Source organism: Campylobacter sp. MG1 (genome assembly GCF_026616895.1).
GTDB lineage: Bacteria > Campylobacterota > Campylobacteria > Campylobacterales > Campylobacteraceae > Campylobacter_E.
Window position 1 is genome coordinate 157,581 of record NZ_JANYME010000001.1, and the last position, 14,808, is coordinate 172,388.

The window sequence follows — 14,808 nt, forward strand, 5'->3', positions numbered from 1 at the left end:
CCTTTAATTTCTATTAAAAAATTTACTAAATATATTTTTTATTTTTTTATTTTCTACAATATCTTTTTTAATTTCAAATTTTACTATAAATAATAGCATAAATAAAGCTTGTAAAAATGTAGCTACAAAAAACATAAATAATAAAGTCAATAAAATTACCAATATAAAAACATAAATTCCACTTAATCCTGTAAAAATTTTATCAATATAAAAACCAGCAACAAGTGCAAAAAACAAGCTAAGGAATGAAACGACACTTGTAGATATATTATTAATTACTCTATAAAACCATGTTTCTATAATTATATATTCAGTTTTACATTTTTTACATTTTATTAAATTAATAAAACCTCCATAAACTAAACATTGCAATTTATCAATTTTATTACCACAAATATCGCATTTTTTATACAATAATCCCATATATTTATTTCCTCTAAACAGCAAATTCACAACTATTAAAATTATAAAGTTTTGTAATTTTAATAGTCTTAAATTTCTCTATACTTTTAGAAAAATCTAATTTAAGCTCATACGAGCCATTGTTTTCGTAGCTAGTAATGTTTATTTCATCATAGTATTCTTTTAATCTTGTTTGAAATAACAATCCCTTATAAACATAAGTTCTTAAACTATCATAAGTATTATTAAAGCTATTTCTAAGCTCGTTAAACTCATTTAAACTAGCTATATAAAAATCTTGATTATTAACGCCTAAAAATGAATTAATAATTGATATTTTTTGCTTAAGCTCATTAAACTCATTTTTTAAACTTTCGCTAATAGTAAAATTAGCATATTCTCTAGCTTGTGATGGTGTAAGCCATAAATCCCTTATACTATCAGTATTGCTAGGATTATTGCTATCAAATTCTTTGGTTTTAGATAGGTTAAAGTCTTTGTTTAAAGCTTTATTAGTATTAGCCCAAGCATAAATTAGACTATCAAGCTTGTTTAATTGCTCTTCTTTGCTGTTTGTAGATGAATAATCTTTAAGCAATGCTTTTAATTCTTCATCTAAACAAGCAGCGTCCCTTAAATCTCTTAATACTCCATAGCCTTTAAGATTTGCTAGATTTAATTCTTCTTCTGAATATTTTATCTTGTCTTTAAATACTCTTTCTATACTACTAACGCTAAAATTAATATCAGCTAATAAGCTTTCTTTATCATCCTTGATAAAGGTAGCTGTTTGAGTGATGGTGTTATCGCTATCAAGCTTTTGATTGGTATCTTTATAGTTTAGATTTATGCTAGTTATGTTTAAATCTTTTAAAGACTTTAGCTCGTTTATTTGCGTTATGCCATCTTCGTTTAAGTCTTGCCATACTTTAAGATTGTTAAACTCTTTATCGTTTATATCAATTACTCCGTCTTTATTACTATCTAAAAGCTTTAAGGCTTCAAAGCCGTTTAGAGCAAATGTGGTTTGAGTAGGATTTAAGGTTTGATTATTATTGGTATCTAAAGCTTTAAAATCACTACTTGGAATTTCAGTAAAGTTTCCAAATAATTCATTACCATTATCTATTAGATTATTATTGTTTTTATCTAATACTAATAATCCATCATCTTTGCTAATCCAAGATGATTTATAAGCTATATTGTCATTATTGTGGTCAAAAAATGCCTTAGAATTATTAAGAGTGATTGTATCTATTCTGCCGTTGTTGTTTAGGTCTAGGACTAGTGGGTCATAGAGTTTAGTATTTGTTTGAGAATGAGAATGTATTTCTGTTTTTATTTTAGTATCATTTAAATTGTTTTCAAATTTTTGCTTTTCATTATCGTTATTAAAACCTAAAAGTTTTCTTAATTTTCCTTCACTAGCTAAACCACCAAATATACCTGCAGCAACTGAGCCGACAATTAAAGGCCAACCACCTGTTACTCCAAATGCAAAAAGTACAAATCTTGTAGCAAAAGAAGCAAAATTTCCACCAACAAAACTTTCAGCAGAAGATATAATATACTCATCAATTATATTTTTTGCTTTCTCACTATCACCTTCTCTATACGCTTCAGCTGCTTCTAAAGAAGTAATACTTAAACTAATAAGCGAACCAACTTTTCCTAATTTTTGCAATCCATTTGCAATGCTAATAGGATTATCTATGCAATTTTTTATTTCTTTAAGTTTTATTTTATTCTCTTCTCTATTTAATTGTTTAAACATGTAATCTTCGTTTAAACTTTCAGTATTTAGTTTTGAATTAGAAGTGTCCTTGATAGTTACATTAGTTATTCTGTCTTTGGTTATTATATCGCTAGTTAACAGTATTAATTTTTTAGAAGCTTCATTTATAATTTTACTATCACTATTAATTTTTTTAAATGTGTCTTTTGGTACACCATTGATTGTGGTTATATTATCTGATTTAAGCAATGTAGGATACTCGGTAGCTCCAAATATTCTTTCTTTTTTAAAATCTTCTCCTACTATAACTACTACTTTACCACTAGTTTCTTCGACAAAGCGCTTAGATACTGTATTCCAAGCCCCTCCTTCTTCTGCTTTAAATAAAAATTGCTTTATTTTAGATTCTTTTGTTTCTTTTCTTAAATCGTCATCAAATTGGTCATCATCATAAGAGTAAATTCTCTTTAAAGCTTGTTTTAAAGCATCATTTTCATCTAAATCTAAAAAATAATTAGCATTAGTCTTATCTATAGTCCTAGTATTTATAATATCACCCATTTGCTTTGGCTTATTACTGTATAAAACTGTAGTATTGTATTCTTTTATATTACCGTCACTATCTCTTGCACTAAGGTCTAATCTGTTTAGTATATCTACTATATCTTTTTCTGTTTTTACATATTTTAAAGCCTCATTAGCTTCTTTTGATGATAATAATTTCATTCATCATCTCCTAATACTTCATCTATTATATATGCTTTAAATTCTTTATCATTATTTAAGCTTCCGTCCCATTTATAAACAGCTAATATTTCTCTTAATAAGGCTATTATTTCTTTTTCACTTAATGTTTTATTATCTCTTATAGAAAGAATTTTATAAACTCTATTATAAACTACATTATCAATCTCTTGTTTGATATCATAATCTAAAACTATCCTTATATGCTCGCCTTTATAATATAAAATCCACAAAGACTTACTAAGCTTTGCATGGTCTAGCTCAGGGTCATCAAAATTCATACATCTTATAAACCAGCAGTCTAATTCTTCATCTATTACAATGCGTTTTTCAAAAGGAAATTTATGATGTTGTCTGAGATACCAATCATTAGTATGCTTAATACAAATATCTACAAAAGAATATTTCTTCTCTAATCTATCATCAATAATTGCATTTTTAAAAGCCATTATTTCTCCTTAAATTTAAAATTTATTGATTCTATCAAATAAACAATAAAAATTCATAAAATTTAAAAATAATTATTAATATATGTTACTTTCTGTAATAAATAATATTAAAAAATATTTTTAATTTAATTTCCAATTCCTAATTCAAATTCTTTTAAAACTATAAATAATATTTATTAAATTATTTATAGTTTTAGTGTTTATAGATTTTGTTGTTTGTATAAATGTGCGTAGTATCCATTAAGCTCCATTAGTTTTGTATGATTTCCACACTCAACTAAATTACCCTTATCAAGGACTAATATCTCATCACAATCTTTAACCGTGCTTAATCTATGTGCTATTATTATAAAGGTTTTGTTTTGTTTGATTAGCGATAGATTTGATGTGATGATTTTCTCGCTTTCATAATCTAGTGCCGAAGTAGCCTCATCAAATATCAAAACCCTTGGATTATGTAGCAAGGCTCTTGCTATTGCTATTCTTTGTCTTTGACCGCCGCTTAATGCAGAGCCTCTTTCTCCTACTAAAGTATCATAACCTGCACTAAGTTCGCTTATGAAATCGTGTGCTCCTGCTATTTTGCATACATTTATTATTTCTTGCATTGATGCACTTGGCTTTGATAGGCTTATGTTTTCTTTGATACTACCGCTAAATAAATAATTTTCTTGTAAAACTACGCCTAAATTACTCCTTAAAACATAAGGATTTAAATGTCTTAAATCTATTCCATCTATATAAATAGAGCCTTCGTTTGGGATATAAAGTCTTTCTATGAGTTTTGTTATGGTGCTTTTACCACTGCCACTGCGTCCTACTATTCCTATGCTTTTATTTGCTTGTAGGTTAAAGCTTAGATTGTTTAAGACATAGTTAGAATTTGGGTTATATTTAAAGCTTACATTATCAAATTTTATATTACCTGATACTTGATTTAGCGATATAGGTTTATTTGTAGTTTGCTCTTGCGGTGTATTTAAAATATCTCCTAATCTATCTACGCTTAAAATGGCTTGTTGTAATTCATTCCACAAGCTTACAAGTCGCATAATAGGAGCGCTAAATTGATTGGCAAACATCTGAAAGGCTATTAATTGTCCTACACTTAAACTCCCGTCAATTACTAATCCTACTCCAAAATATAAAATTGCTAATGTCATAAGCTTTTGTAAAGAATTAGCAAAAGTACTTGCGATATTGCTTAGATTACTTAAATTAAAAGATGATTTTAAATATTTTGCTAAATAATCCTCCCAGTATTTTTTCATACTACCTTCAATGGCTAGGGATTTTATGGTTTGCATTCCTGTTATGCTTTCTACTAGATATGAATTAGATGCTGCTCCCATTTGGAATTTATCTTCAAGCCTTGCTCTTAAAATAGGCGTTATAAAAAAATAAATCAAAGCAATGCAAATCACAAAAGCTAATGAAACAAATGTTAGCTTCACGCTATATAAAAGCATCATCAAAATAAAAACTATACTAAATAATAAATCTAAAATCACGCTTACTGATTTGTTGGCTATAAAATCTCTTATATTATCAAGCTCTCTTATTCTAGCTGCTATGTTGCCTACTTTTCTATTCTCAAAATACACCATAGGTAACAATAATAAATGTGTAAATAACTCACTGCCTAATTTTGCGTCAATTTTTGTGGTAGTATGAGTAAAGATATAATTTCTACTAAGGCTTAATAAACTTTCAAAAACAATAACGCTAAAAAATGCAAAAGCAATTACATTAAGTGTGCTTATACTATGGTGCAACAAGACTTTATCAAGGACTACTTGGGTAAATAAAGGTGTAACTAAGCCAAATAATTGCATAACAAAACTTGCTAATAAAATTTGTAATACAATACCCTTATAACTTAGCATTCTTTTATAAAACCAAGAGAAGCCAAACTTTACACTATCGTTTAATAATTTGTGTGCTAGGATTAAGATTTTATCACTTGATAAATTATGTAATTCTTCATAGCTAATTTGCCTTGCTTCTTTTCCACCATCAAAAATAAGAGCTTGTTGATTATTAAAATCAAGTTTTAAAACTACAAAATATGTTAAATCTTTTTTCAAAAATATAAAAGGTGCTTTATATAAATGAAGGTTTTTTAAATTAAGCTTTTTGATTTTTACCTTAAAATCATTATCTTTAGCGATTTTTGCTAGTTCGTAAATACTTGGCTCGCTATCTTTTAAAGCGTATTTGTTACAAATCGCATTAATATCTATTGAAATATTTGCAAATTGTGCACAAAGTGATAAGCAACCTAAGGCTGTATGCATATTAATATCCTTTTTTACAATTATTAAATTGATTATTTATTAAATTAATTTTAATAGCGTTTGCATTTGCATTTATTATATATTCATTTAAATCTTGGAGTTTTTTATAGTTTTCTATACTTGCATTTATGACTTCAAATTTTGATTTTTCACCAGTTTTGTGTAGTTTGGTTACATTATGCATATTTGCATTTGCTTCTTTGCTTATTATTTTTAAGGTTTTTATTATTTCATCTTTGTTTTGTATGAAAAATATAAGCTCGTTTATTTGTTTTTCATATTCTAGCTTTGCTTGTATTAGCTCTTGATTTAATTTGTTTATTTCTAATTGTTTTAACTCTTTAGATGAACTTGTTTTAAATCCATCAAATATAATATAGTTAATCCCAATTCCTACTAAGTACCCGTGTTTTTTAGAACTATCGGCAAGGTCTTGATAATTATTTTTGGTTTTATCATAAAAATCATATCTTGAATAAAGGCTTATTGTAGGGCGTTGATTTAGGGATTTTAATTCATACATTGAGCTTTTTATTTTAGAATTTAATTCTAAAAATTTATTTGTTTTTTCAAATTCTAAAAAGTCTAAAGCAATTTCATCAATTTTACTAAAATCATCTATTTTATCAATATTAAGATTTGATAAATACGATATATATGATAAATAATTTCTTAATTCAAATTCTAGTTTTAAAATCTGCGTTTTTGCATCACTAAAGTCCAAAAAATAAGAATTTACATTGATTAAATCTAATTCTCCAACTTTATTTAATCTCTTTGATAATTTATATAAACTTTCATAAGCAAGGCTTAAATTTTTATATGTTTTTAATTTATTTTCACTTAATAGTGCGAGTTTGTAGTATTCTAATAAATCTAGTGATAATTGCAATTCCTTATAACACTTATTGTAATTACTTGTAGCGATATTTTCTTTGGCTGATTTGATTTTATAATAATCATTTCCAAATTTGAATAAATCATATTTTAATATAAGTGATATTGTGCTTTGATGATTGTTATAATTGCTAAAAAGCTCTCTTTTATAATCATTACTTTTTGTATTTGAATACTTAAAATCTGCATTAAATGATAATTCTGGATACAAATATGATTTATAAAAATCATAATTATAATTAGCGCTTTTAATATCTATTTTTGCGATATTTATGATAGGAGAATTTTTAAGTGCATAGTCTAGTATGGTGTAAAAATCTTTAGCTATTGATGTGCTAAGCATTATAAGAAAAACAAAAATAATTCTCATCTAATACTAAGCCCTTCATCAAGATATCTAATAATAGGATATATGAAAAACTCTATTACTCTTCTTTTGCCAACCTTTACTTCAGCTATTACTTGCATTCCTGGTTCTATTTCTTTTACTTCCCCATCTACTATCAAATGATTTTTTAAAAGTTTTACCTTAATTTCAAAAATATCTCCTAATTTTTCATCTTTTATAGCATCGTTTCCAATATGTTCTAAAATTCCATCTAGTTTGCCGTATTTTTGAAAATTAAATGTGGTTATTTTGATAGCTACATTTTGCCCTTTTTTAAGATATCCTATATCTTGATTTAATACATTTGCTTTTATTATAAGTGGCTTATCAATTGGGATTATTGATATTAATTGCTCATTGCTTGATACAGAACTTCCTTCAGTATTTACAAATAATTTTCCTACATATCCATCAACTGGCGATGAAATAACTTGCCTTAGACTTTGAAATTCTATCGCGTTTATATCTGCCTTTAATAATGCTATTTCATTTTTAGTTTTTAAGAGTTCATCGTAATTTTTAGCAATAAAATTTGCTTTAAAGCTCTCAAGTTCTTTTGTGAGTTCGTTTAATTTATTTTCTAATTCTAAAGATTTGTTTTTATTTACAAGTATTTGTAATTGTAAATCTTGCTTTGTTTTTAATAAATTTTCATAATCTTTATAAGCGATTATATCTTTTACCTTGCTAAGTCTATTTAATTTTGAGCTTGTGTATTTATGCTCTATTTCTAATCTTTTTAATTCTTCTTTATTAGCTTGTAATGAATTAATAGTTTGTTTGATTTTAAATTCATAAGTGTTTATGCTATTTTTAAAGCTATTTAATTGGTTTTGATATAGGCTTAATTCTGCATTACTAACATCTTTTAATTCGCTCTCGTTACTTAGTGCATTTAATCTTTTTAAACTATCTTCTAAAGCTTTTAAATTCTCTTTTTTACTTTCTAAATTGACTTTAGATACACTTGGGTCAACTAGTATTAAAGGCTCATTTGCTTTTATTTTATCACCTTCTTTTACAAGAATTTTATAAATTACTCCGTTTTCTAAAGGTTTGATTATTTTAATTTCTCCATCAGGCACTACTTTACCACTAGCACTTACTACTATATCAACCTTAGCTAGTATTAGCCAAGCAATACTAAAAACTATTACAAATAAAACTATATATAAAATACTTTTACCTAATGGATTTTGCGGTCTATCTTCTAACTCTACTAAAAGTGGTTTAAATTCGTGTGTATCATCATCAAATTTTTTAAAAATTTTAAACATATTTTACCTAATTAATATATTTTTTAAATACTTAAATAATAATTACCCTAAATTAATTTAGAGTAATTTACTTAATTCCAAGCACTCATATAGATTTGATTTAATCTATCATCGTTTATATGATTAATATTATGAATATCTATGCCGTTATTTTTAGCAAATGCACTAGTTTGCTCTATTAGTTTATCTATTGTTTTTGTATTGATGAATTTATTATCATCAAGTTCTATTGTGTTTATTTGATTGTGATAGCCAAATTTCCAAGCAAAGTGATGTGCTACTCTTATGCTATTTGTATCATCATCTTTAAACTTTATTAGCAGGTCTTTACCATCTTTTATCAAAAATATTTCATCAGCTTTTAAATTTTGTAATTTTAAAGCATCTTGCCCACCATCGTCATAGATTAAATCATTTCCATCACCTTTCCTATAAACATATATATCATTACCAAATCCACCATATAACTTATCATCTCCTTTACCACCGATTAAAGTATCATTGCCTAATTTGGTTGATATAATATCGTTTTTATTACTACCTATTATTACATCATCTTTATAAGATGTGCTTATATTACTTGCATTATCTTGATAGGCTACTGCAAATGTTGATGTAGCAAAATTAGAAAAGCTAAAATCTTTTTCTTTTAAGAATATTATCGCTTCTTTGTTTGCTTGCATACTTACGCTTCTTTTGATAGCTAGTTCATCTAATGTAACATCACTAAAGCTTATGCTACTAATTTTACTTTCATTATTGGTATTATAAAAATCTTTTATTGTTACGCTATTATCTTTATTAAGTGTAATTTTTAAATCATTTAAATCTTTTTTAAATCTTACATCTTTATAGCTTACATCTTTAAAAATAATTGTATTTTTATCAATATTATTTAAATTACTTTCTATTATGGTATCGTTACCAAAATTAAGCCCAGTAAATGTATAAGTATCGCTTCCAGCCTTACCTACTAGTGTATCATCTCCACCAAATCCATTAAGGCTATTATCCTTATCATTACCTTCTATTGTATCATTGCTTGAGGTTCCTATATTGCTTAATTCAAATAAAGCATCGCTAAGCTCTTCACTTGAATTTGAATTAAAATACATTCCATTAGTATTTTTAGCTAAATCTTTAAAATGCTCAAACTCATTACGAATAGCTATAAAATTAATTTTTACTGAATTATCTTCGTATTTATTGGCATTATAAATACTTCTAAAGCCTACTGAAAGGTTTTTAGCTTTTCTTTCTACTTCATCTCTTCTATGATTATCATCCCCAGGCTCATCTGTCATTACATATACTTCTTTGCTTAGATGATTGTATGGACTAAAATTGCTCATTCCTTCTAAGATAGCTGCCATAGTGTATTCTGTGCCACCATTTTGTAAATGAACTTTATTTATTCCACCTAAAAAACTCTGATAATTAGTGTAAGTTCCAATTGTTTTTATATCATTATCATTATAAGTAACTATTGATATTTTAGAATAAAAATTTTCTTTAAAGATATTACTAGCTATAATCTTTGCATTTGCTTTGCAAGTTGCTATATCATCTCCCATAGAACCTGTTGTATCTATTACTATAGCTACTTCTTTGCCTGGGTTATTATTTAAATTAATATTTAAAAATCCATCTTCGCTTTTTTTAAAATTGCGTATTGTTATACTACTATCGCCTTTAGTTACTATTAAATCATTATTGTCTTTAAGCTTATATGTAATACTTGTATCTTTAGCATCTATATATACTTTCCTATCTTCATCATAAGAGCCACCTTTTAATGTAGAACCATTAAATATTACTTGACCTTTTCCATCGCTATCTATTATCTCGTCTTTATCTCCTGCATAGTAGGTATCAAAGCCATTGCCACCGATTAAAGTATCATAACCATTACTTCCATAAAGAATATCATCACCATCATCTCCATTTAAGATATTATTAGAATTATCATCATATAAGCTACTATCACTCGCATATAATATATCATTGTATTTAGTTCCTAATATATTATCAGCTCCATTACCACCTACATAAACTATACCATTTTTAATATATTGTTTGTAGTGGTTTAAATCAAAAAACATAGCTGTAAGCGAATCTGGGATATAATTATTACCATCGTTTACATTATCTGTAAAATTAAAATTTGTAGCCTTTGTTCCTTCTAAAGTATCATTCTCCTTGGTTCCAAAAATTACCAACCTATCATCTTCTGCTCTAAAATCAATAACACCAGTCCCTCTAATACGCTTATATTCTTCATAAAATTTACGATACTTATCAAAGTATGGTTGCATTTTTAAAGTAATTTCGCAAGAATTTTTATCTTCATCTTGTAATCCATCGCATACACCAATGTTTGGATGCTTTTGATTAGCTAAACTACTTAAATTATTTAAATTCTTAAAAACTTTTTTACTTATAGTTCCAGCTTTTACTGTAGGTGTTCCATCAAATTTTATTATAACTTTTTTACCTATATTTGATGGGTCAGCAACTTGTTTTAAAATTCCATTAATATCGTCACTTCCTTTTCCACCATCAAAATCAAAATTTTCTTTTTTACCTTTCCATTCATCTTTTACTATATAGCTTACATTATCAACTCTTATTGGGTTTAAATCTTTATCTAATACATATCTTATATTTTCAGTATCTAAACCAACAGTTATAGTTCCAAACATAAAGGCAAGTTTTGCAAAATTTTCACCGTATATATTCCTATCATATAAACTTAAAGATTTATAAGCGTCTTGTGCCGAACCTTCTTCTGATGTTCCTCTATAAAACAATTCCACAAATTGATCGTGATTTAAAATAAGTTCTTTATTATTAATCTCTACTTTAGACCTAATATTGTTTACATTTAATTTTTTACCATCTCTCATCTTTCCACTAAAAAATACATCAAATAGTTTAAAATCCTTAGCATTTACAAAATTACCTGCTTTATTTACAAACTGTTCTCCATTTACTATAGCAGTAATGCTTTCTTCTTTTCTACCTATCCATTTATTACTTGCTATCTCATCTTTACTAGGAGCTCTTTTTTGTCCCCATAAATACAATGATAATATTTCGCTTGTAAAATCACCATTTAAATTCAATCTAAAATTTGCCATTCTTTCTCCTTTTTATAATTTTTATCATTCAATTTCTTCTTTTTCTGGATCAAAGTTTGAATAACCACAATTATCAAATTTATAATTATAAGAAATACGTTGTTCTTTTATGTCATTTTCATACGATAAAAGCCAATAATCAACTTTTTCAAGTCTACGTTTATATTCTTTTTCTTTGTCTTTACGCTCATCAAATTCATCAGAAAGGTAAATTTTATAAAATCTATATGCATTATCTTCAAATTCAAATGCTAAATCTAAATAAAATGTAACTGAAATTAAACCATCACCCACAAGAATAATAGGTTTAGTAAATCCAGCTGTATTATTTTTGGTATCAATTACTAGATATTTAGTATAATCAACTGATTCTAATTCATCGTAATTAACAAGATATTTAGAATAAGCATTTTTTCTTAAGTAATCTTTGTAATTATCTAGATTTATATCTTTATGTATCTTATATTTATGACTTGCAATGATATTATAAAGATTTTTATAAACTTTATCTCTATATACTAATTGCTTTGTAAGATCATCAACCACTACTCTTTTATAAAGCTCATCTTTAGGTAATATCCTATCTTCTTTTAAGCAATAACCTTGCTGATATTTTTTATAACCATTTAGAGTTACTATTTTTTCTTGAGTTTTACTTGAATAATCAGGAACAACTTTTAAAAAATAACTACATAAAGCAAATATTATTATCATAGGTATTATGCTATAAGTAAAAGCAAGTTTGTTATTAAATTTCTTTCTTAATTTAAAGAAAAGTATTATAAAAAATATAATTATAAAAACTTTAAGATATATTAGTGGATGAAATGAAATTGCGTTATATGATAAATCAAATAATTGACCTAAATCTGTAAAAATTAAACCATTAGCTACAAAAAAGCAAAAAAGAATTGCGCCAAATATATTGAATTCTGAACCAATACCAAAAACACCACCTACAAAAACTGAGCCAACAGCAATTAATAATTCAATAATTAGAAAAGTTTTAAAAAGTATTTTTAAGAATTCTAATGTTTTTTTCATACTATAACCTTAAATATTTTTCATATCATAGCATTTAGTGAAATAAAAATATCAAAAAACTTTATTAATTCTTATTATTGTGTTACTTTTTGTAATATTTTTAAATCCTTATTTCAAATTCTCATAATTTTTTAAAGAATTTAAAATAGAAATTAGAAGTTTTATAATTTGTAATCTCATCTTTACTAGGAGCTCTTTTTTGTCCCCATAGGTATAATGATAATATTTGTAAAATAATCATTTAAATCTAATCTAAAATTTGCCATTCTTTCTCCTTATTAATGTTTTGTTCTATCTACTGTAATTGCAAATTTTGTAAAATCACCCCTTATATTATCATCATCTATTAGATTTGTAATGACTGCTTTATATGTTTTATTTTCAGGTATAAAATAAAATCCAAGATATCTTACTGCCATAGCAACCTCTTCGCCTTTAATATCCATAACCCTATAGCCATTTGCCTTTGTATTTTCATTTGCTCTAGCAACTTTATCAAATACCAATATTTCATTACCATCTTTAGTAAGCTCATATATCTTAATATCTATTGATAATGGATAATAAGGATTATCTCGTATATCATCTTCTATTTTTTTATCATATAAATCAACTGCATAGTAATCCTTGCCAACTGTGCCGTATTCAAAACGCAAAGGATAAAAAGCATAAAATCCTAAATGCTCTCCTATATCTTTTCTTTGTGGCTTAAAGATTATTTCAAATTTAGTGCCTTTTTTGCTTAAGTCAAATAAAGTATATATAGGAGTTTTTGGTATTTTATCTTTATGAAATATATCAAATAATCCAGCATTTAATAATGAAACTAACATGAGTGATAATCCAAGTTTCTTAAACATTTATTCTCCTTTATTTTTTCATATCATATCATTTAGTGAAATAAAAATATCAAAAAACTTTATTAAATTTAATTATTGTGTTACTTTTTGTGATATTTTTAAATTCTTATTTCAAATTCTCATAATTTTTACAAGAATTTAAAATATGAATTATAAGTTTTATGATTTGTAATTTCATCTTTACTAGAAGCTCTTTTTTGTCCCCATAAGTATAATGATAATATTTGTAAAATCACCATTTAAATCTAATCTAAAATTTGCCATGTTTTCTCCTTTTATTTAAAGTTTATTTCTTCTAAGCTTTCTTTTGCTTCTTTTTCTGAGTTTAGGTTTGAATAACCACAATTATCAAATTTACGTCTATAACTAAGTCTTTTCTTTATATCATCTTCATATGCAAAAATCTCATAATTAATATCTTCAAGCCTATGTTTATATTCTTTTTCTTTATCTTCACGCTCATCAAATTCATCAATAAGAAATAATTTATAAATTCCATATGTATCATCTTGAAAATCAAAAGCTATATCTGTATAAAAAATAACACCTTTATCAAAGGAGATAATAGGCTTAGTAAATCCTGCTATATTATTTTTAACTACTATATATTTAGTATAATCAACTGATTCTAATTCATCGTAATTAACATATTCTTTAGAATAAACATTTTTTCTTAAGTAATCTTTGTAATTAGCTAAATTAATATCTTTATGTATATAGTATCCACACTCACAAGTTTCGTTATAACGCATTTTCGTATATATCTTTTTGTATTCTTGTTGTTTTACAAAATGATCAACCACTACTCTTTTATAAAGCTCATCTTTAGGTAATATCCTATCTTCTTTTAAGCAATAGCCTTGCTGATATTTTTTATAATCACTTAGAGTTACTATTTTTTCGTGAGTTTTACTTGAGTAATCAGGTATGGTTCTAAAAAAATAATTATATAAAGCAAATATTATTATCATAGGTATTATGCTATAAGTAAAAGCAAGTTTTTTATTAATTTTTTTTCTTAATTTAAAGAAAAGTATTATAAAAAATATAATTATAAAAACTTTAAGATAAATTAGTGGATAAAGTATAAGTCCTTTATAAAATAAAATTATTATTTGACCTGTAAAACCAAAAAACAAACTATTAATCGCTAAAAAACAAAAAAGAATTGAATAAATTACATTTACATCTGAGCCAATGCTAAAAATTACACCTGCTAAAACTGAGCCAATAGCAATCATTATTTCAATTATTATAAAAATCATAAAAAGTATTTTTAAGATTTCTAATGTGTTTTTCATACTAAAACCTTAAATATTTTTCATATCATAGCATTTACTTAAATAAAAATATCAAAAAACTTTATTAATTCTTATTATTGTGTTACTTTTTGTAATATTTTTAAATCCCTATTTCAAATTCTCATAATTTTTACAAGAATTTAAAATATGAATTAGAAGTTTTATAATTTGTAATTTTATTTTTATTAAGAGTTTTTGTCCCCATGGGTATAATGATAATATTTGTAAAATCACCATTTAAATCTAATCTAAAATTTGTCATTCTTTCTCCTTA

The 14,808-nt window shown here is 25.6% G+C and carries 11 protein-coding genes; all 11 read right to left on the reverse strand.

Going from position 1 to position 14,808, the window contains the following annotated elements; all coding sequences use genetic code 11:
- Window positions 1-3: 3 nt before the first annotated feature.
- The 11 genes from NY022_RS00705 to NY022_RS00755 all read right to left on the reverse strand — a co-directional run bounded on the left by NY022_RS00705 (window position 4) and on the right by NY022_RS00755 (window position 14,796).
- A complete protein-coding gene (locus NY022_RS00705) occupies window positions 4-423 on the reverse strand; it encodes a hypothetical protein (protein WP_267523107.1) in 420 nt (139 codons plus the stop codon).
- 13 nt (window positions 424-436) lie between these two features.
- Window positions 437-2,863: a hypothetical protein gene (locus NY022_RS00710; protein WP_267523108.1), complete on the reverse strand. Its 2,427-nt coding sequence runs from the start codon at window positions 2,861-2,863 to the stop codon at window positions 437-439.
- Window positions 2,860-3,330, reverse strand: a complete 471-nt coding sequence (locus tag NY022_RS00715; protein ID WP_267523109.1) for a hypothetical protein — start codon at window positions 3,328-3,330, stop codon at window positions 2,860-2,862. The genes NY022_RS00710 and NY022_RS00715 overlap by 4 nt, the downstream gene beginning before the upstream one ends.
- A 200-nt stretch (window positions 3,331-3,530) precedes the next feature.
- A complete protein-coding gene (locus tag NY022_RS00720; protein ID WP_267523110.1) occupies window positions 3,531-5,627 on the reverse strand; it encodes a peptidase domain-containing ABC transporter in 2,097 nt (698 codons plus the stop codon).
- Between the two features lies 1 nt (window position 5,628).
- Entirely contained in the window at window positions 5,629-6,894 is a 1,266-nt protein-coding gene (locus NY022_RS00725) for a TolC family protein (RefSeq protein ID WP_267523111.1), read from the reverse strand.
- Window positions 6,891-8,189 carry an HlyD family type I secretion periplasmic adaptor subunit gene (locus NY022_RS00730; protein ID WP_267523112.1) on the reverse strand — a complete coding sequence of 433 codons (1,299 nt, stop codon included), beginning with the start codon at window positions 8,187-8,189 and terminating at the stop codon, window positions 6,891-6,893. Before NY022_RS00730 ends, NY022_RS00725 begins: the two co-directional genes overlap by 4 nt.
- A gap of 71 nt (window positions 8,190-8,260) precedes the next feature.
- Complete coding sequence (locus tag NY022_RS00735; RefSeq protein WP_267523113.1) at window positions 8,261-11,329, reverse strand: VWA domain-containing protein; 3,069 nt, start codon at window positions 11,327-11,329, stop codon at window positions 8,261-8,263.
- Window positions 11,330-11,353: 24 nt separating this feature from the next.
- Complete coding sequence (locus NY022_RS00740) at window positions 11,354-12,373, reverse strand: hypothetical protein (RefSeq protein WP_267523114.1); 1,020 nt, start codon at window positions 12,371-12,373, stop codon at window positions 11,354-11,356.
- A gap of 278 nt (window positions 12,374-12,651) precedes the next feature.
- On the reverse strand, window positions 12,652-13,233 hold the full coding sequence (locus NY022_RS00745; protein ID WP_267523115.1) for a hypothetical protein: 582 nt from the start codon (window positions 13,231-13,233) through the stop codon (window positions 12,652-12,654).
- 275 nt (window positions 13,234-13,508) lie between these two features.
- Window positions 13,509-14,534, reverse strand: coding sequence for a hypothetical protein (locus NY022_RS00750; RefSeq protein WP_267523116.1), 1,026 nt, complete (start codon window positions 14,532-14,534; stop codon window positions 13,509-13,511).
- Between the two features lie 130 nt (window positions 14,535-14,664).
- Window positions 14,665-14,796, reverse strand: a complete 132-nt coding sequence (locus NY022_RS00755) for a hypothetical protein (protein WP_267523117.1) — start codon at window positions 14,794-14,796, stop codon at window positions 14,665-14,667.
- Window positions 14,797-14,808: the final 12 nt, after the last annotated feature.